General features: G+C 74.3%; 22 protein-coding genes and 1 pseudogene. 16 read left to right on the forward strand and 7 right to left on the reverse strand.

Features of this window, described 5'->3' with window-relative positions; all coding sequences use genetic code 11:
* The first annotated feature begins 16 nt into the window (after positions 1–16).
* The 10 genes and pseudogenes from AB1207_RS01290 (at position 17) to AB1207_RS01335 (ending at position 10599) form a co-directional block, all read left to right on the forward strand.
* Positions 17–880, forward strand: a complete 864-nt coding sequence (locus AB1207_RS01290; protein WP_367635958.1) for a hypothetical protein — start codon at positions 17–19, stop codon at positions 878–880.
* A 7-nt stretch (positions 881–887) separates the two neighbouring features.
* Complete coding sequence (locus tag AB1207_RS01295; protein ID WP_367635959.1) at positions 888–1742, forward strand: hypothetical protein; 855 nt, start codon at positions 888–890, stop codon at positions 1740–1742.
* 41 nt (positions 1743–1783) lie between these two features.
* Positions 1784–2590 carry an AIM24 family protein gene (locus AB1207_RS01300; protein WP_367635960.1) on the forward strand — a complete coding sequence of 269 codons (807 nt, stop codon included), beginning with the start codon at positions 1784–1786 and terminating at the stop codon, positions 2588–2590.
* A gap of 70 nt (positions 2591–2660) precedes the next feature.
* The gene (locus tag AB1207_RS01305; protein ID WP_367635961.1) at positions 2661–3236 is read left to right on the forward strand and encodes a TerD family protein; all 576 of its coding nucleotides are present in this window, start codon (positions 2661–2663) and stop codon (positions 3234–3236) included.
* Positions 3237–3366: 130 nt separating this feature from the next.
* A complete protein-coding gene (locus AB1207_RS01310) occupies positions 3367–4515 on the forward strand; it encodes a DUF475 domain-containing protein (protein ID WP_367635962.1) in 1149 nt (382 codons plus the stop codon).
* A 46-nt stretch (positions 4516–4561) separates the two neighbouring features.
* Positions 4562–5413, forward strand: coding sequence for a hypothetical protein (locus AB1207_RS01315; RefSeq protein WP_367635963.1), 852 nt, complete (start codon positions 4562–4564; stop codon positions 5411–5413).
* A 59-nt stretch (positions 5414–5472) separates the two neighbouring features.
* The gene (locus AB1207_RS01320; protein ID WP_367635964.1) at positions 5473–6051 is read left to right on the forward strand and encodes a TerD family protein; all 579 of its coding nucleotides are present in this window, start codon (positions 5473–5475) and stop codon (positions 6049–6051) included.
* 9 nt (positions 6052–6060) lie between these two features.
* Positions 6061–7260, forward strand: a complete 1200-nt coding sequence (locus AB1207_RS01325) for an HpcH/HpaI aldolase/citrate lyase family protein (protein ID WP_367635965.1) — start codon at positions 6061–6063, stop codon at positions 7258–7260.
* Positions 7257–9781: pseudogene (locus AB1207_RS01330) on the forward strand (phosphoribosyltransferase). Before AB1207_RS01325 ends, AB1207_RS01330 begins: the two are co-directional and overlap by 4 nt.
* A complete protein-coding gene (locus AB1207_RS01335) occupies positions 9778–10599 on the forward strand; it encodes an HAD family hydrolase (protein ID WP_367635966.1) in 822 nt (273 codons plus the stop codon). The pseudogene AB1207_RS01330 and the gene AB1207_RS01335 overlap by 4 nt, the downstream one beginning before the upstream one ends.
* Positions 10600–10601: 2 nt before the next feature.
* On the opposite strand, the gene AB1207_RS01340 is transcribed toward AB1207_RS01335, so the two are convergent.
* The 3 genes from AB1207_RS01340 to AB1207_RS01350 are packed head-to-tail and all read right to left on the reverse strand — an operon-like array spanning position 10602 to position 13004.
* On the reverse strand, positions 10602–11114 hold the full coding sequence (locus tag AB1207_RS01340; protein ID WP_367635967.1) for a hypothetical protein: 513 nt from the start codon (positions 11112–11114) through the stop codon (positions 10602–10604).
* 49 nt (positions 11115–11163) lie between these two features.
* The gene (locus AB1207_RS01345; RefSeq protein WP_367635968.1) at positions 11164–11913 is read right to left on the reverse strand and encodes an alpha/beta fold hydrolase; all 750 of its coding nucleotides are present in this window, start codon (positions 11911–11913) and stop codon (positions 11164–11166) included.
* Positions 11910–13004 (reverse strand): PLP-dependent cysteine synthase family protein, encoded by a 1095-nt coding sequence (locus AB1207_RS01350; RefSeq protein ID WP_437178838.1) that lies wholly within the window; start codon positions 13002–13004, stop codon positions 11910–11912. The genes AB1207_RS01345 and AB1207_RS01350 overlap by 4 nt, the downstream gene beginning before the upstream one ends.
* Positions 13005–13063: 59 nt before the next feature.
* Between AB1207_RS01350 and AB1207_RS01355 the strand changes: the two genes are divergently transcribed.
* Complete coding sequence (locus tag AB1207_RS01355) at positions 13064–13573, forward strand: hypothetical protein (RefSeq protein ID WP_367635969.1); 510 nt, start codon at positions 13064–13066, stop codon at positions 13571–13573.
* Entirely contained in the window at positions 13570–14124 is a 555-nt protein-coding gene (locus tag AB1207_RS01360; protein ID WP_367635970.1) for a hypothetical protein, read from the forward strand. The genes AB1207_RS01355 and AB1207_RS01360 overlap by 4 nt, the downstream gene beginning before the upstream one ends.
* Positions 14125–14215: 91 nt before the next feature.
* On the opposite strand, the gene AB1207_RS01365 is transcribed toward AB1207_RS01360, so the two are convergent.
* The gene (locus tag AB1207_RS01365; protein ID WP_367635971.1) at positions 14216–15829 is read right to left on the reverse strand and encodes a glycoside hydrolase family 13 protein; all 1614 of its coding nucleotides are present in this window, start codon (positions 15827–15829) and stop codon (positions 14216–14218) included.
* Positions 15830–15930: 101 nt separating this feature from the next.
* On the opposite strand from AB1207_RS01365, the gene AB1207_RS01370 reads away from it, so the two are divergent.
* The gene (locus tag AB1207_RS01370; RefSeq protein WP_367635972.1) at positions 15931–17085 is read left to right on the forward strand and encodes an ROK family protein; all 1155 of its coding nucleotides are present in this window, start codon (positions 15931–15933) and stop codon (positions 17083–17085) included.
* Between the two features lie 5 nt (positions 17086–17090).
* On the opposite strand, the gene panB is transcribed toward AB1207_RS01370, so the two are convergent.
* Both panB and AB1207_RS01380 read right to left on the reverse strand, forming a co-directional pair.
* Entirely contained in the window at positions 17091–17912 is an 822-nt protein-coding gene (gene panB / locus AB1207_RS01375; protein WP_367635973.1) for a 3-methyl-2-oxobutanoate hydroxymethyltransferase, read from the reverse strand.
* Between the two features lies 1 nt (position 17913).
* Positions 17914–19683: an NAD+ synthase gene (locus tag AB1207_RS01380; protein WP_367635974.1), complete on the reverse strand. Its 1770-nt coding sequence runs from the start codon at positions 19681–19683 to the stop codon at positions 17914–17916.
* Positions 19684–20054: 371 nt separating this feature from the next.
* Here AB1207_RS01380 and AB1207_RS01385 point away from each other — a divergent pair, with 371 nt between their 5' ends.
* The 3 genes from AB1207_RS01385 to AB1207_RS01395 all read left to right on the forward strand — a co-directional run bounded on the left by AB1207_RS01385 (position 20055) and on the right by AB1207_RS01395 (position 25749).
* Positions 20055–21008, forward strand: coding sequence for a hypothetical protein (locus tag AB1207_RS01385; RefSeq protein ID WP_367635975.1), 954 nt, complete (start codon positions 20055–20057; stop codon positions 21006–21008).
* A gap of 210 nt (positions 21009–21218) precedes the next feature.
* A complete protein-coding gene (locus tag AB1207_RS01390; protein ID WP_367635976.1) occupies positions 21219–22562 on the forward strand; it encodes a glutamine synthetase family protein in 1344 nt (447 codons plus the stop codon).
* 49 nt (positions 22563–22611) lie between these two features.
* Positions 22612–25749, forward strand: a complete 3138-nt coding sequence (locus AB1207_RS01395) for a bifunctional [glutamine synthetase] adenylyltransferase/[glutamine synthetase]-adenylyl-L-tyrosine phosphorylase (protein ID WP_367635977.1) — start codon at positions 22612–22614, stop codon at positions 25747–25749.
* A gap of 12 nt (positions 25750–25761) precedes the next feature.
* On the opposite strand, the gene fgd is transcribed toward AB1207_RS01395, so the two are convergent.
* Complete coding sequence (fgd, locus tag AB1207_RS01400) at positions 25762–26778, reverse strand: glucose-6-phosphate dehydrogenase (coenzyme-F420) (protein WP_367635978.1); 1017 nt, start codon at positions 26776–26778, stop codon at positions 25762–25764.
* Positions 26779–26938 lie beyond the last annotated feature (160 nt).

The raw sequence follows: 26938 nt of genomic DNA on the forward strand, positions 1-26938 counted from the left end.
GATCGGAGGCAGACCGGTGGGAGTGGAACTCGGCAAGGGTGGCGACCGCGAGCGCCCGTACGCCACGCAGCAGGCCCCGTCGCCTGCGCCCGAGGTGCGCACCGACGGGACGCTCGCGCGCACGACGCCTCCGCCGGCGCCGTACGAGAAGCGTGAGCCGTCGCTGCCGGACCAGCCGGAAGGGCGGCGTGGGCCCAGCCCGCACGCCATGGGGCTGTTCACCGCGGCGTGGACGGCAGGCTGGATCGTGGCCTTCTCGCAGGGCATCGTCTGGCTCGGTCTAGTCATGCTGTTCACGCAGGGGGCCGTCTTCGGGTACGTGAAGAAGGAGGGGCTGCCCTGGGCCGGCGCCAACCGCGAGGCCCTGCGCGCACGCCGCCTCGAGCGGCACCGGCTGCGCTCGGAGCGGCACCGCCCGCCGGCCGTCGAGACCCCCGCCACGCCGGCCCTGCCCGACCCCGTCTCCACCGCCGAACGCGCGCTCGCCGGGGCCGTCGTGCGGGCCGAGACCTCCGGCGGCCGGATGGACGCCGGCTCCGTCGAGCTGGTCCGCGAGGTGGACCGGCTGCTGCGCCCGCTGCTGGCCCAGCTGCGGACGCGCGAGGCCGACCCGCAGGTCCGGCACGACCTCGAGACCCTCGCGGGCGAGCACCTGCCGCGCACGGTGGACGACTACCTCGTCCTGCCCGACGACTACGCGCACGAGCACCGGACGTCCGCCGGGACGACGCCGGCGGACGAGCTGCGCAGCCAGCTGCTGCTCCTCGTCGAGGGGTGCAGGCAGCTGCGCGACGCGGTCCTGTCCCGCGACGTCGACCGGCAGCAGCAGCAGAGCCGCTTCCTCGAGGCGAAGTTCCGCCGCAGCGACCTGGACCTGTGAGCACGGCGTGGGCGTCGAGCTGAGCAAGCCGGGCGGGCCGGAGGACCGCCCACCGCAGGTGGCGCCCCCGGACCGTCCGGTGGTCAGGATCGCCGGCGGAGCGGTGGAGCAGGTCGGTCCCGACCAGCTCGAACCCCGCCTCGGCACCGACCTGCCCGTCCTGGGGTTCGTCCCCGACCCCGCCTTCCAGCTGCTGCGGTACGTCGGCCTCGGAGGCTGGATCCTGCTGTACGTGCTCTGGTGGCCTCTGGGCTTCATCGGCATGTGGGCGTGGATCGCCCTCAACGTCGCGCACGAGAACGAGGTCCGACGTCGCAAGCGGCTGCGGCGTCACTACCGCCGTGCGCTGCGGGCCGGTCAGGTCGTCCTCAGCGTCGATCCCGTCCAGCACCCGGCCCCGAGCGGGCCGCGGCCGGTCCCGCCACCCCCGCCCCCACCGGCCTGGGACGGTTCGCCGGCCGGTGCGCTCGCGGCCACGGTCGCCCGCGTCGACGCCAGCGGTCGCTTCGCGGACGCCGAGCGCGCGCTCGTCCACGAGGTCGCCGACCTCCTCGGCCCGCTGCTGCGACGGATCGCCGAGCGCGGGGCCGACCCGCAGGTCCGGCACGACCTCGAGACCCTCGCGGGCGAGCACCTGCCCCGCACGGTCGAGGACTTCCTCTCGCTGCCCGACGACGTCGCCCGCGGGCACCGCGACGCCGGCGGGCTGACCCCGGCGGACGAGCTGCGCAACCAGCTCCACCTGCTCCTCGAGGGGTGCCGCCGGCTGCGCGAGGCGGTCCTGGCAGCCGACGTCGACCGGCAGCGCCAGCAGAGCCGGTTCCTGGAGGCGAAGTTCCGTGGCGGAGACCTGCAGCTCTAGGTGATCCGCACGGGAGGCACCCGGTGCGGTAGGAAGGGATCATGACGCTCGACGTCCAGCTCGTCGGCTCCACGACCCAGATGGCCGTGGTGACCCTGCGCCCCGGCCAGACGGTCTACTGCGAGGCCGGCAAGTTCCTCTTCTCCTCCGGCGACGTCGTCATGGAGACGAAGCTGTCGGCGCCGACCGACCCGAACGGCAAGGACTCCGGCGGCGGCGGCTTCGGCGGCCTGCTGCGCGGCGCCGCCAACGCCGGCAAGCGGATGCTGGCGGGGGAGTCCTTCGCCTTCCAGCACTTCCACACCCCCGGCGGGGACGGTCTGCTCGGCCTCGCCGGCGTCCTGCCCGGCGAGATGCGCCACCTCGAGCTCGACGGGGCGACGACGTGGTTCGCCGAGAAGGACGCCTTCGTGGCCGCCGAGGCCGGCGTCCACTTCGACATCGCCTTCTCCGGCCTCGGGCAGGGCGTCATGGGCGGGGAGGGCTTCATCCTCGAGAAGTTCACCGGCCGCGGCTCCCTGCTCATCGCCGGGGCCGGCGACTTCATCGACATCAACCCCGCCGACTACGGCGGCACGATCCGCGTCGACACGGGCTGCATCGTCGCGTGGGACGACCGGATCAGCTACGGCGTCGAGACCGTCGGCCGGCTCAACCGTCAGGGGATCATGAGCGCCGTCTTCGGTGGTGAGGGGCTCACCCTGGCCACGTTGCGCGGCAACGGCCGCGTCATCCTGCAGTCGGTGACCATCGAGGCCTTCGCGAAGGCCCTCGTCAAGAACAGCGCCAAGCCCGACCAGCAGGGCTTCGGCGCGATCGGTGGCCTGTTCGGCGGATCGCGCGACTAGAACGGGCACTTCCCGGGGCCGGTGATCGTTGGCCCACCGTCAGCACTACTCGCAGAAGGAGCGACACACCATGGGCGTCAGCCTCAGCAAGGGCGGAAACGTCTCCCTGTCCAAGGAAGCGCCGGGCATGACCAAGGCGGTCGTCGGGCTCGGCTGGGACGCGAACTCCTTCACGGGCTCGGAGTTCGACCTCGACGCGCAGGCCATCATGGTCGGCGCGAACGGCAAGGTCCCCAACGACGGCTTCTTCGTCTTCTTCAACCAGCTGAAGTCCCCCGAGGGCTCGGTCGAGCACACCGGTGACAACCGCACCGGTGAGGGCGACGGCGACGACGAGGCGATCAACGTCAACCTCGCGACCGTCCCGGCCGAGATCGACAAGATCGTCTTCACCGTCGCGATCTACGACGCCGACACCCGCAAGCAGTCCTTCGGCCAGGTCCGCAACGCGTACGTCCGCGTCGTGAACGCCGAGGGCGGCACCGAGGTCGCGCGCTACGACCTGTCCGAGGACGCCTCGACCGAGACCGCCATGGTGTTCGGCGAGCTGTACCGCAACGGCAGCGACTGGAAGTTCCGCGCCGTCGGCCAGGGCTACGCCAACGGTCTGCGCGGCATCGCGTCGGACTTCGGCGTCAGCGTCTGACGACTCCTCGTGAGCACCGCGCGTCCCGTCCGGGACGCGCGGTGCTCTGGTGTGCGCGCTGTGAGCGGCTCGTGAGAGCCTGTCGCGTCCGGACCCTCTCGCAGGGCGTCCCCGAACAGGAAGCTGACTGGTGATCCTCAAGACCTACCGCTGGTCGTTCGTCGTCACGGCCGTGGGCCTCGTGCTCGCCGCCCTGTACGGCCTCTCGGCCCACCTGGGGATCTTCCAGGCGATCGCCCTCGTGCTGATCCTCTCGGTCCTCGAGATCAGCCTCTCCTTCGACAACGCCGTCGTGAACGCCACCATCCTGGAACGGATGAGCGACTTCTGGCGGAAGATCTTCCTCTCCGTCGGCATCATCATCGCCGTCTTCGGCATGCGGCTGATCTTCCCGATCGTGCTCGTCAGCGTCACCGCCGGACTGGGCCCGATCGAGGTCGTGCAGCTGGCCCTGAAGGGCGGCAACCCGGAGGACCCGGGCACCTACGGCTACGAGCTGAACCAGGCGCACCCCACCATCGCGGCGTTCGGCGGCATGTTCCTGCTGATGCTGTTCCTCAACTTCATCTTCGGGGAGAAGGAGCACCACTGGCTCGGGCCGGTCGAGCGCGCCCTGGAGAAGGTCGGCAAGCTCGAGTACGTCCAGGTGATCGTCGCCGGGGCCGTGCTGCTCGTCGTGGCCGAGACCTTCGCCACCGACCACGGCCGCACGGTCCTCGCGTCCGGGCTCGCCGGCGTCGTCACCTACCTGCTGGTCAACGGCCTCGGGGAGTTGTTCAACGTCGAGGAGCACCTCGACCACGGTGAGCACCCGGAGGGTGCCGAGGCCGAGGCTTCCGGGTCCGAGGGGCGCAAGGGACCGACCGGTGCCGCGAAGGCCACGGGCAAGGCCGCGTTCTTCCTCTTCCTCTACCTCGAGGTCCTCGACGCGTCGTTCTCCTTCGACGGTGTCATCGGCGCGTTCGCCATCACCTCCGACCCGGTGATCATCGCCATCGGTCTGGGGGTCGGCGCCATGTACATCCGGTCGATGACCGTGCACCTCGTCGAGGAGGGCACGCTCGCGCAGTACCCGTACCTGGAGAACGGTGCGCTGTGGGCCATCGGCGCGCTGGCGACGATCCTGCTGCTGAGCATCGAGATCCACATCCCCGAGGTCGTCACCGGCCTCATCGGCCTGGCCTTCATCGTGGCCTCGCTCATCAGCTCGATCCGGTACAACCGGGCGCACCCCGAGGCCGCGCACGTCGAGACCGAGGCGACGGCGCAGGCGGGCTGAGCGCACCCGGAGCGGGGGAGGACGGCGGATCGGAGCAGGAGGCAGGGTGGGCGGGACGCACGGACGGCCGGACGAGGCGGTGCACAACTTCCTCGGGCACCCCGTGCCGCGGCGGAGCACCCGCACCTTCGCCGACCATCTCGCTCCGCCCCGCCGGCCCGCCCCGGTGCCACCGGCCCGGACGCAACCCCGCCCGGCGCCGGCCCCCGTCCCCACGCCCGCCCCGCGCGTGGCGCCGTCCCCTCGTCCGGTCGCGCCGCCGCCGGAGGCCGTCGTCGGGCAGGCGCGGGCCAGCGAGCGCCGCACCGTCCTGGACGACGAGCGCCCCAGCCTGACGGTCCCGGCGGCCGAGCGGGGGTCCGGCAGCCTGCGCTTCTCCCTGCAGTGGGAGCAGCAGGTGACGTCGACGGGTCTGCACCGTTCGTCCGACGTCCACCTGGGGTGCTTCTGGGAGACGCGCGACCGTCACTCCGGTGCGTTGCAGTCCCTGGGTGAACTGCTCGCGGCTCCCGGCTTCGGCGCACGGCAGGTCCTGCGCCTGGGCGCGCGCAGCGAGCAGGCGGGCGAGGAGGTCCTCGCCGACGCGGCCCACCTGGACCTGCTGCGCCGGATGGTCTTCTACGTCTACGCCCAGGGACCGGCGGCGCCCGACTACGCCGCCCTGGCGCCGCGCCTGACGATCTCCCGCCGCGGGGCGGGGACCGTGCAGGTGTGGGCGCAGGACGCGCCGGCCGGCGCCCGCACGTGCGCGCTGGCCTCCATCCACGACGTGGCGGGCGACCTGGTCCTGCGCCGCGAGAACGAGTTCTTCCCCGGGACCGCGCGCGAGGTCGCCCTGGCCTACGGTTTCGACGACCTCGACTGGAACGCCGAGGGCACCGTGCCCCGCCCGTCCTGACCCCGCCCGTCCCGCCCCACGCACGCACCGCACACCCCGAAACCACCGGAGGGAACACCATGGCCGTCAGCCTCGCCAAGGGCCAGAAGCTGTCGCTCAGCAAGTCCGGTGGCGGTGAGCTGACCCGCGTCTTCGCGGGGCTGGGCTGGGACGCCGTGGCCAAGGGCCTGTTCCGGAAGAAGGCCGTCGACATCGACCTCGACGCGAGCGTCCTGCTCTTCGACGGCCGCGGCAAGCTCGTCGACGAGGTGTGGTTCAACCAGCTGCGCAGCAAGGACGGCTCGGTGGTCCACAGCGGCGACAACCTCACCGGTGAGGGCGACGGCGACGACGAGGTGGTCCACATCGACCTGCCCGCGGTGCCCGCGGCCGTGCAGACGCTCGTCTTCACCGTCTCCAGCTTCACGGGCCAGAACTTCAGCCAGGTGCAGAACGCGGTCTGCCGCCTGGTCGACGCGGCCGGTCCCCAGGAGGTCGAGCTGGCGCGCTACGAGCTGACCGAGGCCGGCCCCCACACCGCGCTCGTCAGGGCCAAGCTGACCCGCGAGGGTTCCGGCTGGGCCATGACGGCCATCGGCGCCCCCGCGCAGGGTCGGCACATCCGCGACCTGCGCGACGCCGTCGCGGCGCACCTCTGAGTCCCGGCGGTGCGGCACTTCGCCACCCTCGACGAGGAGCAGACGCAGCGGCTCTTCCTGCACCCGCCGCGGCCCGTCGACGTCATGGCCCCCCGCGACGAGCTGGCCGTGGCCCTCGGCGCGACCCTCTACTGCCCGGCGACGCGCGAACGCCTCGCGGGTGACCTCCTGCGGCTCGCGCGCCGCGGGGTGCTGTCGGCCGTCGCCTGCCTGGAGGACTCGGTCCCGGACGACCGGGTCGCCCAGGCCGAGGAGATCCTCGTCCGCGAGCTCGCCGGGCTGGCCCAGGCCCCGGAGTGGTCGCAGGACCAGCCGCTCATGCTGTTCCTGCGCGCCCGCACACCGCGCCAGCTCCTCGACGTCGTCGACCGTGCGGGCGTGGGGCTGGACTGCCTGCTCGGGTTCGTCGTGCCGAAGTTCGGTGGTGCCGGGCAGCCGCACCCGAAGGAGTGGCTGGAGGCCGTGGCCACCGCCTCGGAGCGGGCGGGGCGCCGGCTCTGGGCGATGCCGGTGCTGGAGAGCCGCGACGTCGCGCACCTCGACACCCGCCACGAGGCCCTCTTCGCGATCCGCGACGTCCTCGACGCCCACCGCGACGTGGTCCTCGCCGTCCGCACGGGCGCGACGGACCTGTCCTCGGCCTACGGGCTGCGGCGGCCCCGCGGGTCGACGGTCTGGGACGTGCGGGTCGTCGCGGACGTCCTGGGCGACGTCATCAACGTCCTCGGACGCGCCGACGGCAGCGGGTACCCGATCACCGCGCCGGTGTGGGAGCACTTCAGCTCCGGCGAGCGCGTCTTCCGCACGTCGCTCGCGGCCAGCCCCTTCGCCGAGGGCGCGGAGGAGCTGCGCGAGCAGCTCATCGCCGACGACCTCGACGGCCTGGTCCGCGAGCTCGTCCTGGACCAGGTGAACGGGCTGCAGGGCAAGACCGTCATCCACCCCTCGCACGTCGCCGTCGTGCACGCGATGTCGGTCGTCACCCACGAGGACTTCTGCGACGCCACCGACGTCGTGGCGCAGTCGGGGGGCGGGGCCATGGCCTCGGCGTACCGGAACAAGATGAACGAGGCGGGCCCGCACCGGGCCTGGGCCGAACGCGTCCTGCTGCGCGCCCGCGCCTTCGGGGTCGCGCGCGAGGACGTCTCGTACGCCCACCTGCTGCAGGCCCAGGACGACGCGTGGCGCCGCGCCCGGGCGGACGCGTGAGCGCGACCGCGCGCGACTGGGTGGGGCAGCGGCTGGGCGTGGCGGTCGACGGGCCGCCCGGCGTCGACGGCCTCGACGTCCACGACCTGCTCGGGCTCGCCCTGCGCCGCAACCCCCGCCGGGCCCACCTCCTCGTCAGCACCGTCCTGGGCAAGCACGTGCCGACCGACCCGCGGCTCGTGCGCGCCGCGGGGCTGCGGCTGGGGGCGCAGGTCGCGGCCGCCCTCGGCGTCCCCGACGCACCCGGCGCCCCCACGAGCACCTGGCGCGCCGCCCTCGCCGGTGACGCGGGCGCCGCGGCCGCCGTCCTGGCCGCCGCGCGCCAGCCCGCCGCCCGCCCCGACGTCGTGGTCCTGGGGTACGCCGAGACCGCCACCGGCCTCGGGCACGCGGTGGCGCAGGCGCTCGGCTGCGCCGGGCTGCACTCCACCCGGCGCGACGTGCCCGGCGCCGTGGACTGGGCGGGGTTCGAGGAGGAGCACTCCCACGCCACGGGGCACCGGCTGCTGCCGACCGACCCCGTCGTCCGCGCCCGGCTCGCCGACCCCGCCGCCCCCGTGGTCCTCGTCGACGACGAGCTGTCCACGGGCCGGACCGTCGCGAACACCGTGCGCGCCGTCCACGCGCTCGCCCCGCACACCCACTACGTCGTCGCCGGGCTCGTCGACCTTCGCTCGGACGCCGACCGGGACCGGATGGCGGCGGTGGCGAGCGAGCTCGGCACCCGCGTCGACGTCGTCTCCCTCGCCGCCGGCACCGTCACGCTGCCCGAGGGCGTCCTGGAGCGGGGCGCCGCCCTCGCCGCCGGTGTCGACCCCGTCGTCCCCGGGACCCGCCCGGCACCCGACGTCACGACCGTCGCGCTCGAGTGGCCCGCCGGTGCCGCGACCACCGCCCGGTTCGGCACACCGCCCGGGCACGAGGCGGCGCTCGACGCAGCCCTGCGGCGCGACGGCGCCCTCGACGACCTGCTGCGACACCTGCCCGACGGGGGTGACGTCCTCGTGCTCGGGACCGAGGAACTCCTGCACGCGCCCCTCGCCGTCGCCACCGCGCTCGCGGACCGGTCCGGGGGAGGCGTGCGGTTCTCCTCCACGACCCGCTCGCCCGTCCTCGCGGTCGACGACCCGGGCTACGCCGTCCGGAGTTCGGTCGCGTTCGTCTCGCACGACCCGGCCCAGGACGGGCCGGGCGTCCGGTACGCGCACAACGTGGCCCGGCCCGGCGGCTGGGACGCGCTCCTGCTCGTCGTGGACGGCGCCTGCGACCCCGCGGCGCTGTCCGCTCCCGACGGCGTGCTGGCCGCCCTGGCCCCGTGCACCGACCGTCTCCTGCTGCTCACCCTGCCCGCCGACACCTGGAGTGACCCCGCGTGAACCTCCCGACCCCGCTGTCCGGACCCCGGTTCGGCAGCTACCGGCCGGACGAGGTGAGCTGGTTGCTCACCGACCTGTCCGACGTCGAGCTCGAGGCCCCCGCCGAGGAGCGCGAGGAGGCGATCCAGAGCGGCGGGGCGCACTACGCCGAGTCGCTGCCGGTGGAGTACCAGCCGAGCGAGGAGTACCAGCGGCTGTTCCTCGACGCCCTCGGGCGCGGGGCCCGCCGGGTCGCGCTGGGCGTGGCGGTCGTCGCCGAGCTCCTGCGCGCCGAACGCGGCCCGGACCTCATGCTGGCGTCGCTGGCCCGGGCGGGGACCCCCGTCGGGATCCTGTTGCGGCGCTGGGCGTCCCGGCAGGGTCTGCACTGGCCGCACGTCGCGGTGTCGATCGTGCGCGGGAAGGGAATCGACGAGGTGGCGCTGCGCTGGGCGGCCGCGCACCACGACCCCGCGTCGGTCGTGTTCGTCGACGGCTGGACGGGCAAGGGCGCCATCGTCCGGGAGCTGTCCGCCGCCCTGGCCGCGCTCGACGCGGGGTTCAGCGACGACCTCGCGGTGCTGGCGGACCCGGGCCGCTGCGTGCGGACGTTCGGCACCCGCGAGGACTACCTCGTGCCGTCGGCGTGCCTGAACTCCACCGTCTCCGGGCTGGTCTCGCGCACGGTCCTCAACGACCGCCTCATCGCCCCGGGGCAGTTCCACGGGGCGAAGTTCTACGCCGACCTCGCCCCCGTGGACCTGTCGCGTCGGTTCCTCGACGAGGTCACCGCCTGCTTCGACGACGTGGCCGCGCAGGTGCCCGCCGCGGTCGAGGCCGTCCGCGGGGGTGACCGGCAGGCGTCGTTCACCGGGTGGGCCGAGGTCGAACGCGTCAGCGAGCACTACGGCATCGGGGACGTGAACCTCGTCAAACCCGGGGTGGGGGAGACGACCCGCGTCCTGCTGCGCCGCGTCCCCTGGCGGGTGCTCGTGCGCCCGGAGGCGGAACTGTCGCACCCCGACGACCTCGCGCACGTCCGACTGCTGGCCGACCAGCGCGGCGTGGTCGTCGAGGAGGTGCCCGGGTTGTCGTACTCGGCCATCGGCCTCATCCACCCCCGCTTCACCCGCGGGGCGACGGGTGCGGACGGGCGGGCGGTGTGAGCGCGGGCCTGCTCGCCGCGAGCGACCTGGACCAGACCCTCGTGTTCTCCTCCCGGTCCGCCCAGGCCGACGTCGCGGGTCTGGTGCCCGTGGAGGAGTACCGCGGCGGGACGATCTCCTGGGTCTCCCCGGGGGCCTGGTCCGTGCTGGGCGACCTCGTCGCCGCGGAGCGCCTCGTGCCGGTGACCACCCGGACCGTGGAGCAGTACCAGCGGATCCGCTGGCCGGACCGGCCGCCGCGGTACGCGGTGTGCGCCAACGGGGGAGTCGTCCTGGTCGACGGTTCGCCCGACGCCGGGTGGGACGCCGCCGTCCGCGAGCGCCTGGCGGGGTGCGCCCCCGTCGCCGACGTCGTCGCCGAACTCGGACGGCTGGCCGCCGACCTCCTCGCCGCCGTCCCGGGTTCGGAGGAACCCGCCGTGCGCGAGGTGCCCGGGTTGTTCGGGTACGTCGTCCTGCGCGACGGGCAGCGCGCCGAACTGGAGGGCGCCCGCCTCGGCGACCTCACCGTCCTGCTCGACGGCTGGGGTTTCACGGTGTCGCTGCAGGGGCGCAAGCTGTACGCGGTGCCGCGGCCGCTGACGAAGTCCGCCGCCGTCGCCGAGGTCGTCTCCCGCTGCGGCGCCGAGGGTTTCGTCGCCGCGGGGGATTCCCTGCTGGACGTCGACCTGCTCGTCGCGGCCCGGTCGGCGCGCCGCCCGCGGCACGGGGAACTCCTGCGGGCCGGGTGGGAGCACCCCGGGGTGGAACTGACCACGGCGGTCGGTGCGGCGGCGGGCGAGGAGATCGCCCGCTGGCTCGCCGCGCAGACCGCCTGACCTCAGCGCGCCCTTCCCCGGACCAGGGCGAAGGCTCCCGCGAGGCCCAGCAGCGCGAGGGTCCAGCGGACGGCCGGCCCGCCCGGCGGGTGCAGCAGCGCTTCGGCCAGCGCGCCCACGGGCACGACGAGGCGGGCGAGCAGCCCGACCGTCCCCGGTCCTCGCAGCAGCGTCCCGACGAACCCCAGCGGCGCGCAGCACACCAGGGCGACGGCCCACCAGAAGGCGATCCGCGGGGCGTACGCCGACAGCGGGAGGTCGTGCAGGCGGGCGGCCACGACGTAGAACGCGCTCAACCCCACCGTCCCGCTGAGCCAGCCGGCGACGGCGGCGGACCGGGGGCGGCCGAGGAGGGCACCCGCTACGACGGCCACGCCCGCCCAGGCCGTCCCGGAGTTGAGGACGGCGACGACGAACCGCGTCGGTGCGGCGGAGCCGCTGTCCAACAGCGCGTTCACCACCCCGAACACGGCGGCCGCGACGAGGACGAGGAGCAGGCGCCGGGTGGGACTCACCCGTCGACCGTAGGCAGGGGTGCGGGCCGGCTCGGACCCCTGCGCGGGATCACCCGGAGCTGCGCGTCAGACCTCCACGGGCGTCGAGGTGCTGCAGGACGGACAGGTGGCCTGCGCCGGGCACGGTGACGACCTCGGCCGCGGGCAGGAGCCGGGCCAGGCGGTGGGCGTGCCCGACCGGCACCATGAGATCGGCCTCGCCGTGGACGATCCGCACCGGGACCGTGGTCCGGGACGGGTCGAAACCCCAGTCCGCCGCGTGAGCGGACTCGTCGTCGTCGAACCCGGGCGAACCGGAGGCCTCCGCGACGACCGTCTCGAACCAGTTCCAGGGACCGGCCAGGGCCGCCCAGTCCTCGGGCGTGAAGGGGACCTCGTCGTCCCCCGTCGTCGGTCTCTCCGGGCCCTCCAGCGGCTCGCCGGGGCTGAGGCCCGACAGGCACAGCGCGTGCGTCACGCGGTCCGGCAGCAGCGCCGCGCACGCCAGCGCGTGGGAGGCGCCGCCGGAGTGCCCGACCGTGCGGCAGAGCGCGATCCCGAGGTGGTCCAGCACCGCCCGCACGTCGGCCGCGACGTCGGCGACCGTGCGCCCGGGCAGGCGGGTGGAGCGGCCGTAGCCCGGGCGGTCCACGCCGATCCAGCGTTCGCCGTCGGTCCGCCACGGGCCCGGCGGTTCACCGGTGTTCGGGCTGCCCCCGTGCCACAGGACGACGTCGGCGTCCGCGGGGCCGGTGTCGTGGATCCCCAGGACGCGGCCGTCCGGGAGGCGCAGTTCCGTCCGTCGCACGTCCTCGCTCACGGGAACAAGGGTTCCACCGCGCGGCGGCCCGCGTCGAGGTCGAACCCCTTGGCCGCCAGCCACCCGTCGTCCCAGTAGGTGTCGAGGTAGCGGTTCCCGTCGTCGCAGACGAGCGTCACGACCGACCCCGGGCGGCCCTCCTCGCGCATCCGGTGCACGAGCCGCAACGCGACGCAGAGGTTCGTCCCCGTCGAGGCGCCGGCGCGGATCCCGGTGCGCTCGAACAGCATCCGCATCGCGGCGACGGACTCGTCGTCGGGGACCGTGACGACCTCGTCGATGACCGAGGGCACGAAGGAGGGCTCCACCCGGGGCCGGCCGATCCCCTCGACGCGCGACCCGCGGGCGGTCACGTCCCGGGACCCGGCCCGCCACGCCGGCGCGAACGCCGAGCCCTCGGGGTCGGCCACGGCGAGCTTCGTCTCGTGCTGGGCGTACCGGCAGTAGCGGCCGATCGTCGCGCTCGTCCCACCCGTCCCCGCGCCCACGACGATCCACGCCGGTTCCGGGTGGGGTTCGAGGGCCAGTTGCTCGAAGATGGAGCAGGCGATGTTGTTGTTGCCGCGCCAGTCGGTGACGGTCGAGGCCATCGCGAACTGGTCGAGGTAGTGGAACCCCGGCTGCGACCCGAGCTCCTCCGCGGCGGCGTAGACGTGCCCGGGGTCCTCGACGAGGTGCAGGCGGCCGCCCTGGCGGCGGATGAGGTCCAGCTTCGCCGTCGACGTCGTGGCCGGGACGACGGCGACGAAGTCCAGGCCGAGCAGCCGGGCGAAGTACGCCTCCGACACCGCCGTCGACCCGCTGGACGCCTCCACCAGCGTCGTCGTCGGCCCGATGTCGCCGTTGCTCAGGCCGAAGAGGAACAGCGAGCGGGCGAGCCGGTGCTTGAGGGATCCGGTGGGGTGCGTCGACTCGTCCTTGAGGTAGAGCCGCACGCCCCACTCGGTGGGGAGGTCGAAGACCCGCAGGTGGGTGTCGGCGCTGCGGTTGGCGTCCGCCTCGACGATGCGCACGGCCGCGTGCACCCAGTCCCGGTCCTCGTGCGAGGGGGGCGTGGAGGCGGGACCGGGGGTGACGGGCGCTGGGCTCACCGGAGGACGGTACCGGCGAAGCGGCCCACCGGAAGATCACCGCAGGCCACGATGGGACCGTGTCCGACCCGTCCGCGCCCCCGTCCCGGCGTTCCGCCACCCTCCTCGCCGGCCTCGCCCTCGTCGGGGCCGCCCTGCCCGTCGTCCTGCTCGTCGCCGACCTCGTCCCGGTCTTCACCGAGACCTACGAGGGGTTCGACCTCCCCGGGTTCACTCCGCCCGGGCGGATGGAACGGCTGGCCCAGGCGGTGACGACGACGGCGTGGTCCCCGGCCCTGCTGACCTCCGTGTTCGGGCTCGCGGTCCTCGCCGTGCTCGTCGTCGCCGGTCGGCGGGTGCCGGTGGTGCTGCGCGTCCTCGGGGCGGTCGTCGCCGTGGCCGTCGTGGCGCTGACCGCGACCGCCGCCGTCGGCACCGCTGCGGGGGCACGCTCGGGGTTCGCGACCGGGCTGGGTCTTGACCCGTCGTCGGCGGTCCAGGACGCCCCGACGATCGGTCCTCTCCTGGCCGTCGGGGTCTTCGCCGTGCTGGCCGTCGTGGCGCTGCTCGGCCGGACGAGGGCGTCGTGAGGCCCCTGCCGTGGGCACTCCTCGTCGCGACGGCCACCCCCGTCGGCGTCGTCCTCGTCGCCGGGGCCCGAGTCCTGCGAGGTGACGTCGACGTCACCTACGGCCTCGGCCCGGGGCCCGAGGCGACCGCCGCTCCCGTGCTGGTGGACCGGCTGGGCTGGCTGACGTACACCGTCGGTTACGACTGGGCGCTCACCGCGGCGGCCCTCGGGTGCGTCCTGCTCGCCGTCTGCCGGTGGGCTCCCCGCCCGTGGCAGGTGGCCGGCCTCGTGCGCGGAGCGGCCACCGCCGTGGCCGGCGTGACCGGCCTCGTGGGGCTCGCTGCGGCGGTGGTCGTCCTCGTGGTCTCGCACGCGCCGCTGACGCCGCTGCAGACCCAGCTGTCGGCTCCCCGGGACCCGGAGCCGGGCACGATGGTCGCGACCGTCGTCAGCCTCGGCACCTCGTTCAGCGACGCGGCCGTCCCCGCCGTCCTCGGGGGCACGGCCCTCCTCGCCGCGTGGTGGCTGACCCGGCGGGGAGCCGAACCCCACCGCGTCGCAGGTTCGTGATGCCGACGCGGCCGCCGCGCTCGTCCCCGCGGGGACCTGCGCAGCAGCCGCGTGGGTGCTGTCCCGCCGCGGGGGCTGACAGCGCCGACGGTCAGCCCTGGGTCTGGACCCAGACCGTGGTGTCCGCCGGCACCCGGCCGTCGGTCAGCTCACCGCTGGCCAGCACGACCCGGCCCGCGGGCACGTCCACCGGCTCGTCGCCGAAGTTCGTCAGGCACGTCCAGCCACCGGGCCGGGCGAACGCCACGACGTCGGCGGGCGTCTCGAGCCACTCCAGCTCCTCGGCGCCCTGCAGGCGTCGCCGGGTGGCCAGGGCCTGCCGGTAGAGCTCGAGCGTGGACCCCTCGACCCCGTCCTGCTGGTCGACCGCGACGTCGGCGAACCACGACGGCTGGGGCAGGTGCGCTCCGCCGGGGCCGAACCCGTGGGAAGGCCCGGCCGCCGTCCAGGGCAGCGGGACGCGGCAGCCGTCGCGGCCCTTCTGCTCGCCGCCGGAGCGCACCCACGTCGGGTCCTGCAGGTCGGCCGCGGGGATGTCCGCGACCTCGGCCAGGCCGAGTTCCTCGCCCTGGTAGAGGTAGGTGCTGCCGGGCAGGGCGAGGATGAAGGCCGTCGCCGCCCGGGCCCGGCGCAGTCCGCCGGCGGTGTCGGGTTCGGGGTCCTTGCCGGCCGAGAGCAGCCAGGCGTTCTGGTCGGCGCCCGCGGGCAGCGCGTAGCGGCTGGCGTGCCGGACGACGTCGTGGTTCGACAGGACCCACGTCGAGGAACTGCCCGCCTCGCGTGCGAAGGCGAGGTTCTCGGTGACGATCGTGCGGAACGCGGTGGCGGTGGGGTCCGCCTGCAGGAGGTCGAAGTTGAACGCCTGGCCGAGCCCCTCGGGGGAGGCGTAGCGCGCCCGGCGGTGCGCTGGCACCCACGCCTCGGCGACGGCGGTGCGCGGCGGGTCGTACTCGTCGAAGAGCTTGCGCCACTCCACGTAGACGTCGTGCACCTCGTCGCGGTCGAAGAACCGGTGCGCCCCGTCGACGAGGTCGGCCAGCTCGGCCTGGGTGGGCAGGGGTTCGGACAGGTCCTTGGCGAGGGAGTTCGCGACGTCGATGCGGAACCCGTCGACGCCGCGGTCGGCCCAGAACCGCAGCGTGCGCAGGTGGTCCTCGCGCACGTCGGGGTGGTTCCAGTTCCAGTCCGGCTGCTCGGGGGCGAACAGGTGCAGGTACCACTCGCCGTCGCCGACGGGTTCCCACGACGACCCGCCGAACATCGCCGTCCAGTCCGAGGGCGGCAGTTCCCCGTCGACGCCGCGGCCGTGCCGGAACACGTAGCGCTCGCGCTCGGGCGACCCCGGCCCCGCGGCCAGCGCCTCCTGGAACCAGACGTGCCGGTCGGAGGAGTGGTTGGGGACGATGTCGACGACGAGCTTGATGCCGGCGGCGTGCAGCGCCGCGACCATCTCGTCGAACTGCTCGAGCGTCCCGATCTTGGGGTCGACGTCGCGGTGGTCGTCGACGTCGTAGCCGCCGTCGGCCAGCGCCGAGGGGTAGAAGGGGCTGAGCCAGACGGCGTCGACGCCGAGGGCCGCCAGGTGCGGCACGCGGGACGTGATGCCGGGCAGGTCGCCGATCCCGTCACCGTTCGAGTCGGCGAAGCTGCGCGGGTAGACCTGGTAGACGACGGCCTGGCGCCACCAGTCCTGGGGCTGGGTCAACGGGAACTCCGGTGATCGTGGATGGAGGGGCTAGATTCAGGCCCTGAATCAAGTGTGCTCGCGTGCGGTGGGAGGGTCAAGCGGTGACACGAGGAGGTTCGGTGACGCGCCGGCTGCGGGACGAGAACGCCCTGGCCGTGCTGCACCACGTGTGGGACCTGCCGGACGGTGCCGACGGCGTGACCGGGTCCGACCTCATGGCGGCCACGGGGTTGTCCCGGGCGACCGTGCACGACGTCTGCGGCGAGCTCATCGAGCGCGGCTGGTTGCGGGAGCTGGAGAACGGCCGCACCACCGAGGGCTACGTCACGGGCCGTCCGGCGCGCCGCTACGCCTTCGACGCCCTCGCCGGGACGGTCCTCGGTGTCGACGCGGGCCTGCACCGGATCGCCGTGCGCGTGGCCGACCTGCGGGGACGTGCGCTGGCCGACGCGGCGGAGGAGGTCGACCACGACCCCGCGCGGACGCCCGTCGCCGACCGCGTCGCCGACGTGGTGCGGATCGTCGAGGAGGCGTGGGACCGGGCCGAGCGGCCCCGGGTGCTCGGGGTCGCCCTCGGGGTGCCGGCCCCCGTGGGCCCGTCGGGAACCACCGAGTTCAGCGGCAACCCCTTCTGGGAGTTCGTGAACCCCGACCTGACCGGCGCGCTCGCCCGCCGGGCGGGCTGGCGGGTGCTCGCCGACAACGACGCGAACCTCGCCGCGCTGGCCGAGGGCTGGCGGGGCAGCGGACGCGGCGTGCGCCACCAGGTGACGCTGCTGGCGGGGGAGCGCATCGGGGCCGGCGTCGTCGAGGACGGCCGGCTGCTGCGGGGGGCGCGCGGTGGCGTGGGGGAGATGCGCTACCTCGACCTCGTCGAGGGCGTCGGGTCCCCGGACGGCCTCGGGAAGGTGCTGCGCGAGCTGGTGCGGGCCGCCGGCGGGACGGGCGCGGCCGAGGACGTCGTCGCCGCGGCCGCCGCCGGGGAGGAGTCCGCCGGGGCGCTGCTCGACGTCGCCGCCGAACGCCTCACGCGGGTCGTCGTGACGCTCGTCAGCCTCTTCGACCCCGACCGGGTGGTCGTCGCCGGCGGTGTGGCCGGAGCCCCCGGGCTCGTCGAACGCGTCGAGGCGGGGCTGCCGCGCTTCCTCGACCCGCCGCGGCCCCCCGTCGTGGCCTCGACGCTCGGCCGCGACGTCGTCGTGCTGGGCGCGCTGCGGAGGGCCCTCGACGAGGTGCGGGCCGATGCGCTCGCGCTCTCACCCGGGCGCGGGTGAAACCCTCAGAACGAGTGCTCGTCGGCGGGGAAGGACCCCTCGCGGACCTCGGCGGCGTAGGTCCGTGCCGCGTCGGCGAGCGTCGTGCGGACGTCGGCGAACTTCTTGACGAACCGGCCCGTGCGCTCGCTCAGGCCGGCGAAGTCCTGCCACACGAGGACCTGCGCGTCGCAGTCCGCACCCGCGCCGATGCCCACGGTGGGGATGGCCAGCGTCGACGTCACCTGCCGGGCGACGTCGGCCGGGACCATCTCCAGCACCACCGAGAACGCCCCCGCCTCCGCGACGGCCTTCGCGTCCGCGACCACCTGCGCCGCAGCGTCTCCGCGCCCCTGGACCCGGTACCCGCCCAGGGCGTGCTCGGCCTGCGGGGTGAACCCGACGTGGCCCATGACGGGGATGCCCGCCGCGACGACGGCCCGGATCCGGGAGGCGCGCGCGACGCCACCCTCGAGCTTCACGGCGTGCGCGCCGCCCTCCTTCATGAGCCGGACCGCGGAGTGCACGGCCTGCTCGTCGGAGGCCTCGTAGGACCCGAACACCAGGTCGGCGACGACGAGCGCGTGCGGCGCCCCGGCGACGACGGCCCGGACCAGCGGCACCATGTGGTCGAGGGTCACCGGGACGGTCGTCGGCATGCCGTAGACGGTGTTGGCCGCCGAGTCCCCGACGAGCAGTGCGGGGATGCCCGCCTCGTCGAACACCGCCGCCGTCATCGCGTCGTAGCTCGTGAGCATCGCCCACTTCTCGCCCGCGTCCTTCCACTGCTGCAGGTGGTGGACGCGGGTCCGCCTGCGGTGCGCGGGCTGCTCGGTCGCGTAGGCCACCTCAGGCCTCCGTCACCGGGGCGTCGGTCTTCACGTCGACCGGCGGGGTGAGCGAGTCCGACGCCTGCGGTTCGCGCCAGCGGTTCGTGATGGGCAGGCGGCGGTCCCGGCCGAACGCCTTGAACGAGATCTTCGGCCCCGGGGCGAACTGCCGGCGCTTCCACTCCGCGCGGTCGACGAGGGTCAGGACGGAGTCCACGAGGGTTCCGTCGAAACCGGCCGCCAGCATGTCGGCGCGGCCCCGGTCGCCCTCGACGTAGTCCTCCAGGATCGCGTCGAGCACCTCGTACGGCGGCAGGGAGTCCTGGTCGGTCTGGTCCGGGCGCAGCTCGGCCGACGGGGGTTTGCTGATGGTGTTCTCGGGGATCGGCGGCTGCTCCCCGCGCCGCACGGCCTCGGCGTTGCGCCAGCGGGACAGTTCCCACACGAGGGTCTTCGGCACGTCCTTCAGCGGCGCGTACCCGCCGACGGAGTCGCCGTACAGGGTCGAGTACCCGACCGCGAGCTCGCTCTTGTTGCTCGTCGCCAGCGTGAGGTGGCCCTCCTGGTTGGCCAGGCCCATGAGCGTCGTCCCGCGCACGCGCGCCTGGAGGTTCTCCTCCGCGACACCGTGCAGCGGGACGGTGGCCAGGAACGCGTCGACCATCGGGGCGATGGCGTACTGCCGGTACTCGAACCCGCAGCGGGTCGCGAGGTCCTCGGCGTCGTCCTTGGAGTGCTGGCTGGAGTACCCCGACGGCAGCGAGATGCCGACGACGTTCTCCGGGCCGATCGCGTCGCAGGCCAGGCTCGCCACCAGTGCGGAGTCGATGCCGCCGGAGACGGCGATGACGACGGAGCGGAACCCGTTCTTGCGCACGTAGTCCCGCAGCCCCAGCACGATCGCCGCGTGGACGTCGGCGACGTCCGGCAGGGGTTCGTGGACCTCGCTGTCGCGCGGGGTGAACGCCGGCGCGGGCTCCTCGGAGACCGTGATCCGCTGCACGCCCTCCTCCCAGCCGGGGGTGCGCGCGGCCGGCAGGTCGAGGTCGGTGACGACGAGGGCCTCGCGGAACTGCGGCCCGCGCGAGAGGACCGTCCCGTCCTGACCGACGACGAGGGAGTCGCCGTCGAAGACGAGTTCGTCCTGGCCGCCGACGGCGTTGACGTAGGCGATCGGGCAGCCGGCCTCCGCGGCGCGGCGGGCCACGAGTTCGAGGCGGACGTCGTCCTTGTTGCGCTCGTAGGGGGAACCGTTGATGACGGCGAGCAGCCCGGCCCCGGCCTCGTCGGCCGTCTGCACCGGCCCGCCGTCCTGCCACAGGTCCTCGCAGATCGCGATCGCCACGTCGATCCCGCGCACGCGCGCCACGAGCAGGTCGTCGCCCGGGGTGAAGATGCGGTACTCGTCGAAGACGCCGTAGTTCGGCAGGTGGTGCTTGGCGTAGCGCCCGACGACCCGGCCGCCGTGCAGGACCGCCGCGCAGTTCTGCGGGCGCCCCACGCCCTCGTGCTGGTCGACGTACCCCACGACGACCGTGACGTCACCGTTCCCGTCGTCGGCGACCTCCGCCGCGAGCCGTCCCACCGCCTGCCGCGAGGCCGCCACGAACGAGCGCCGCAGCGCCAGGTCCTCCACGGGGTAGCCGGTCACCGCGGTCTCGGGGAAGAGCACCAGGTGCGCCCCGTCGGCCGCCGCCTTCGCCGTCCACTCCCGGATCGCCGCGACGTTCCCGTCGAGGTCGCCGACGGTCGTGTCGATCTGGGCCATGGCCACGCGCAGCTGGGGCATGGGGTCAGCGTAGTGAGCGGGGGAGGGTGGCTCCGGGGCGGTGCGGGTCCGGCCCCACGCCGGCGGACTCCCCGGACCTGTCGCGCCCCACACTCGTGCCCGGTCCCGTGCCCGGTCCCACGACCGTCCCCACTCCCGGTCCGAGGGCGGCTCCGGTCGGATCGGCTGTGGGACCGGCGGGGACGTCGTGGGCGCGACCTCCCTGCCGGTCCCAAGGCTGCACCCACGGCCGGTCCGATGCCTCCTGGCTCTCAAGGCCCCCGCTGAGCGGGACGTCGACCCGGGCTCCACAGCCCCGCGAGGGCCGCTCCTGTCCACAGGTGTCGCTGACGGCCGTCCCCGGGCCCGCTCGGAGGTTGGACGCTCTCGGCGTGCTCACCCTCCCGGACACCATCCGATCGTTGGCCCGCGAGCAGCAGGGCCTCGTGACTCGGCGGCAGCTCTACGACGCCGGTGTCACGAGCGCCCAGGTCCGGTGGGCGGCCCAGCGGAACTGGCGGCTCGTCCACCGTGACGTGTTCTCGCTCACGACCGGACGGCTGGACCCGCTGCAGCAGCTCCACGCAGCGCAACTGTTCGCCGGGCCGGACGCCCACCTCGCCTCGCTGTCAGCCGTGCGCTGGCACGGCGTGAGCGCCGTGCCGGACGACGGGGTCCGGCGGTTCCTCGTGCCATGGAACCGGGACGGCAGGAACGCGCCCGGCGTCGCGGTGCGCAGGACGAAGCGCATGGAAACGAGACCCTGGTACCGCGGGCCACTGACGGTGACATCCCCTGCGAGGGCTGTGGTGGACGCAGCCCGGTTGCTGCGGGGGGACGACGTGCGCGCCCTGATCTTCGAGGCGGTTCAGCGTCGGATCGTCCGGCTCGACCAGTTGGTGGTGGAGGTCGAAGCGGGCGCTGTCCGAGGCTCGGCCGCCGTGCGGGCTGCAGTCGAAGAGGTCGCCGGTGGAGCGTGGTCGTTGCCCGAGAGCGACCTGGCCGACGTCTTCGCGAGCAGCCGCATCCTGCCGACGCCCCTCTTCAACCCGGTGCTGACGGGCCCGGACGGGTCGGCGTTGCCCAGCCCGGACGCCCTCTTCGTCGAGGCCTTCCTCGCGGTGCAGGTCCACTCGCGGCGGCACCACCTCTTCGAGGACGACTGGGAGCGCACGCTGCGCGCCGACACCGCCCTGGGAGCCGCGGGCATCCCGCTGATGGCCTTCTCACCCCACACCATCCGCAGTGACGGGGCGCGGTTGCTGCAGTCCGTCGAACGCGCCTACCTCTCCCGTCTGGGTGCGGTGCCGCCGCCCGGAGTCATCTGGTCGAGGCGCCCGGTGTGAGGTGAGCTGATGCGGGGTGGGACCGGGCGTGAGACCGGCTCGGGCGTTGTGATCGCGACCGCCTCGCCGGTCCCACGCCCGTCCCCATGTGGGACCGGATGTGGGACCGGGCGGGGGGCGGCGGGGGCCGGGCGGGGCGGGGACGGTGATGCGCGATGATGACCGGGATGGCCGCCGGGCCCGGCGGACGGATCGACGGGAAGGGTGGACATGGACCGCCAGCAGGAGTTCGTGCTGCGGACGCTGGAGGAGCGGGACATCCGCTTCGTCCGGCTCTGGTTCACCGACGTCATCGGGACGTTGAAGTCGGTGGCGATCGCGCCGGCCGAGCTCGAGGGCGCCTTCGGGGAGGGCATCGGCTTCGACGGATCGGCCATCGAGGGCCTGTCCCGCGTGTCGGAGTCGGACATGCTGCTCAAGCCGGAGCCGTCGACCTTCCAGGTCCTGCCGTGGCGGAACACCGACGAACACCAGGGCACCGCGCGCATCTTCTGCGACATCCTCACCCCGGACGGGCAGCCGGCGCGCTCGGACCCGCGGTTCGTCCTCAAGCGCGCGCTCGACAAGGCCGCGCAGGCGGGCTACACGTTCTACACGCACCCCGAGATCGAGTTCTACCTCTTCAAGGGACCGCTGGAGCGCGGCGCGACGCCGGAACCCGTCGACTACGTCGGGTACTTCGACAACCACCCCGGCAGCACGACGACGGACTTCCGCCGCACGGCCATCTCCACGCTGGAGAGCATGGGCATCTCGGTGGAGTTCAGCCACCACGAGGGCGGCCCGGGTCAGAACGAGATCGACCTGCGCTACGCCGACGCGCTGACGACCGCGGACAACATCATGACGTTCCGCACGGTCCTCAAGGAGGTCGCGCGCGACCAGGGCGTCTACGCCAGCTTCATGCCCAAACCCCTGGCGGGAGAGCCGGGTTCGGGCATGCACACGCACCTCTCGCTCTTCGACGGGGACGCCAACGCGTTCTACGAGGCGGGGGCGGAGTACCAGCTCTCGCGCACCGGACGGCAGTTCATCGCCGGCGTCCTGCGGCACGCCGCGGAGATCACCGCGGTGACCAACCAGTTCGTGAACTCCTACAAGCGGCTGTGGTCCGGCGGCGAGGCGCCCAGCTACATCTGCTGGGGCCACAACAACCGGTCCGCCCTCGTCCGGGTGCCGATGTACAAGCCGTCCAAGGGCCAGTCGGTGCGCATCGAGTACCGCGCGCTGGACTCCGCGGCGAACCCCTACCTGGCGTTCGCGCTGCTGCTGTCGGCCGGGCTGAAGGGCATCGAGGAGGGCTACGACCTGCCCGACGGCGCCGAGGACGACGTCTGGTCGCTCACCGACGCCGAGCGCCGTTCCATGGGCATCGAGCCGCTGCCGCAGAGCCTCGAGCACGCCATCTCCGTCATGGAGCGGTCCGAGCTCGTCGCCGAGACCCTGGGCGAGGGGGTCTTCGACTACTTCCTGCGCAACAAGCGCCAGGAGTGGGCGGACTACCGCGCCCAGGTGACGCCTTTCGAGCTCCAGCGGTACCTACCGCTGCTGTGACGGGCTCGGACGGGACCGGGACCGGGACGGGGACGACGTCGAGGTGGCCGTGAGCGCGCAGGGACGCCGGACGAGCGCGAGCGCCCAGCTGGTCCGGGCCGGGTTCGCCGACCCGGACCGGGCGCTGAAGCTGCTGCGCGACCACGCCCTGCACGGGGTCGTCCGGGCCGAGGGCGACGGCGCCTTCGACGACGGCACGGCCGACCTGGTCCGCGCCCTGGGCCGCACGGCCGATCCCGACCAGGCCCTGCTGGGGCTCGTCCGCTGGGCGGAGTCGCTCACGGCGGGCCTGGACCGCGAGTCCGCGCCGGGGGACGTCGAGGGGGTCGCCGCCGCGCTGAACCTGCTGCGCGGCGGGGACGCGCCGGACGTCGTGGGCACCCTGGCCCGCCTCCTCGGCGTCCTCGGCGGGTCCGTCGCCCTGGCCGACCACCTCGTCCGCCACCCCCGGCACTGGACCGTCCTGGCCTCCTCGGTCCCGCCGGACCCGGCCGAACTGCGCGCCGAACTGCTCGCGGCCGTCGGGGCCGACCCCGACGACCCCGCACCGGTCGCCACCGAGGGCCGCTCCGGGCGCGCGCCGGTCGACGCGTTGCGCGTCGCCTACCGCCGCCGTCTCGTGGGCCTGGCCGGTCGCGACCTGGCCGCGGCCGACCCGCTCGCGGTCCTGCACCTGACGTCGGCCGAACTCGCCGACCTCGCGGCCGCCGCGCTGGAGGCCGCGCTCGCGATCGCCCGCTCGGAACTGCCCGACCACGACCCGGCGACCGGGCCGGGGTCCTGGCGCGCGTGCCGGCTCGCCGTCATCGGGATGGGCAAGACCGGCGGGCGGGAGCTGAACTACCTCTCCGACGTCGACGTCGTCTACGTCGGCGAACCCGGCGAGGGGGCGGCCGAGGACGACGCGCTCGCCGTCGGCGCGAAGCTCGCCGGTGCGCTGCAACGCATCTGCTCGGCCCCGACGGGGGAGGGCGCGCTGTGGGAGGTCGATGCGGCGCTGCGCCCGGAGGGCAAGGCGGGGCCGCTCGTGCGGACCCTCGACAGCCACCTGCAGTACTACCGCCGCTGGGCCAAGACGTGGGAGTTCCAGGCCCTGCTCAAGGCCCGCCCCGTCGCGGGCGACCCGCAGCTCGGCTGGGACTACCTCACCTCCATCGCCCCGATGGTGTGGGAGGCCAGCGCCCGCGAGGGCTTCGTCGGCGAGGTCCAGGCCATGCGCCGGCGGGTGGAGTCGCTCATCCCGTCCAAGGAGGCCGACCGCCAGCTCAAGCTCGGCGTCGGCGGCCTGCGCGACGTGGAGTTCAGCATCCAGCTGCTGCAGATGGTCCACGGCCGCAGCGACGAACGGTTGCGGCGCAGCGCGAACACGCTCGAGGCACTGGAGTCGCTCGCCGCGTACGGGTACGTGGGCCGCAGCGACGCCGGCGAACTCGACCGCGACTACCGGCTGCTGCGCTCCCTCGAGCACCGCATCCAGGTGCACCGCATGCGGCGCACCCACGTCTTGCCGACGTCGGAGGGTGACCTGCGCCGCCTCGGCCGGTCCCTCGGCCTGCGTCAGGACCCGGTGAGCGCGCTCGACGAGGTGTGGCGCGGCACCCGGCGCGACGTCCGCCGCCTGCACGAGAAGCTGTTCTACCGGCCGCTGCTGACGGCCGTGGCGAAGCTGCCCGCGGCGGACGCCCGCATCGACGCGCAGTTGTCGGCCGAGGCCGCCCGGGAACGGCTCGCGGCGCTCGGCTACCGCGACCCCGCCGGGGCGCTGCGCCACCTCGAGGCCCTCACGAGCGGGGTCAGCCGCCGCGCCAGCATCCAGCGCACGCTGCTGCCCGTCATGCTCGGCTGGTTCGCCGACGGCGCCGACCCGGACGCGGGACTGCTGGCCTTCCGCCAGGTCTCCGAGGCGCTCGCCGGCACCCAGTGGTACCTGACGATGCTGCGCGACGCGGGGGCCGCCGCCGAACGGCTCGCCTCCGTCCTGTCCGCGGCGCGGATGCCCACGGAACTGCTCCTGCGCTCGCCCGAGGCCGTGTCGGTGTTCGCCGACGACGACCGGCTCGCGCCCGAGGACGTCGACGAGGTCGTCGCCGACGCCGAGGCCGCCGCCGCCCGCCGCGACGACCTCGCCGCCGCGGTCCTGGCCGCGCGCGGGGTGCGGCGGCGCGAGCAGTTCCGGACCGTCGTGGCCGACCTCGTCGGCGTGCGGGACCTGGCCGGGGTGGGCCGGGCGCTGGCCGACGCCGACCAGGCCGTCCTCGACGTCGCGCTGCGCCGCGTCGTCGCCGACGCCGAGCACCGCGCTGGTGCGCCCCTGCCGACGCGCGTGCTCGTCGTCGGCATGGGCCGGCTGGGGGCGGGGGAGACGGGGTACGGCAGTGACGCCGACGTCCTGTTCGTCCACGACCCGCTGCCCGGCGCGGACGAGACGCAGGCGCAGAAGGCCGCGACGGAGGTCGTGTCCGAACTGCGGCGCCAGCTCGGCGCGGCGGGTCCGGAACCCGCGCTGGAGGTCGACGCCGACCTGCGCCCGGAGGGTCGCAACGGGCCCCTGGTGCGGTCGCTGGCGAGCTACCGCGCGTACTACGAGCGGTGGTCGCTGTCCTGGGAGGCGCAGGCCCTGCTGCGGGCCCGCCCGGTCGCGGGCGACGCCGACCTCGGGGAGGAGTTCCTCGCCCTCGTCGACCCGTTGCGCTGGCCCCCAGGCGGTCTGGCCGAGGCCGACGTGCGGGAGGTGCGGCGCATCAAGGCGCGCGTGGAGGCCGAGCGGCTGCCGCGCGGGGCGGACCCCGCCCGGCACCTGAAGCTGGGGCGCGGGGCGATCTCGGACGTGGAGTGGACGGCGCAGCTGCTGCAGCTGCAGCACGCCGCCGAGCACGAGGGGCTGCGGTCGCTGTCCACCCCGGGCGCGCTGCGCGCCGCGGCCGCCGCGGGACTGCTCGCCGCCGACGACGCCCAGACGCTGCTCACGGCCTGGGACCTCGCCTCCCGCGCCCGCAACGCCGTCGCCCTGTGGCGCGGGAAGTCCGGGGACTCCCTGCCGACGCAGGCGCGCGACCTCGACGGGGTGGCGCGCATGTTCGGCTTCGAACCCGGCAGCTCGCGGGAGTTCGAGGAGCTGTACCTGCGCACCACCCGCCGCTGCCGGGCCGTCGTCGAACGCGTCTTCTACGGCCGCGCCGAGGAGTAGGCCGGGAGCGGGTCAGGCCCGGAGCAGGGGGACTACGTCGGCGGTGAACTGGGTGAGGAACCGCGACTGGTCCTGGCCCGGGCCGTGGAAGACGAGGTGGGTGAACCCCGCGTCGACGTACTCCTGCACGGCCTTCGCGACCTCGGCGGGGTCGGAGGCGACGATCCAGCGCTTGGCGACCTGCTCGATGGGGAGCTCGTCGGCCAGCCGCGCCATCTCCACCGGGTCGTGCACCTGCGACTTCTGCTCCGCCGACAGCGACAGCGGCGCCCAGAACCGGGTGTTCTCCAGCGCCGCCTGCGGGTCCTCGTCGAAGGACAGCTTGATCTCGATGGTCTTGTCGATCTGCTGCTCGCTGCGCCCGGAGGCCTCCAGACCCTCGCGCAGCGCGGGCAGCAGCGTCTCGGAGTACAGGTCCATGCCCTTGCCGGACGTGCAGATGTAGCCGTCCCCGGCGCGCCCGGCGTACTTCGTCACGCCCGGTCCGCCGGCGGCGACGTAGATCGGGACGGGCTGCTCGGGGCGGTCGTAGACGGTCGCGTCGTGCAGGCGGTAGTAGTCGCCCTCGAACGTCACGCGTTCCTCCGACCACAGCTTCTTGATGAGCCGCACGGCCTCACGCAGCCGCGCGAACCGCTCGCGGGTCTCGGGGAAGTCGACGCCCACGGCGGTCTCGTTGAGGGCCTCGCCCGTGCCGATGCCGAGGATCGCGCGCCCGGGGGCCAGGACGCCGAGGGTGGCGAAGGCCTGGGCGATGACGGCCGGGTTGTAGCGCAGGGTCGGAGTGAGGACCGACGTGCCGAGCTGGACGCGCGACGTCTTCGCCGCGACCCACGGCAGCCACACCAGCGCCGACGGCGCGTGCCCGCCGACGTGCCGCCACGGCTGGAAGTGGTCGGAGATCCACACCGAGTCCAGGCCCTGTTCCTCGGCCTGGACGGCGAAGTCGGCCAGCTCCGCGGGGGCGAACTGCTCCGCGGACGCCTTGTAGCCCAGCTTCAACGGCTGACCGTGCGTGTCGACGCTCACGACTCCACCTTCCTCGACGGACCCAGGACGGGCTCAGGCGCCCAACCTACGTCGGCGCCCGACGCGCGGCCGTTCGGGTCCGTCCGGGCGGCACCGGGTCCCGGATGCGGCGATCGGGCCCGTGGCGGCGGGCGCGGCGCTAGCGTCCTGCCCGCCCCGT

Origin of the sequence: Kineococcus endophyticus, assembly GCF_040796495.1 — a bacterium.
Lineage (GTDB): Bacteria > Actinomycetota > Actinomycetes > Actinomycetales > Kineococcaceae > Kineococcus > Kineococcus endophyticus.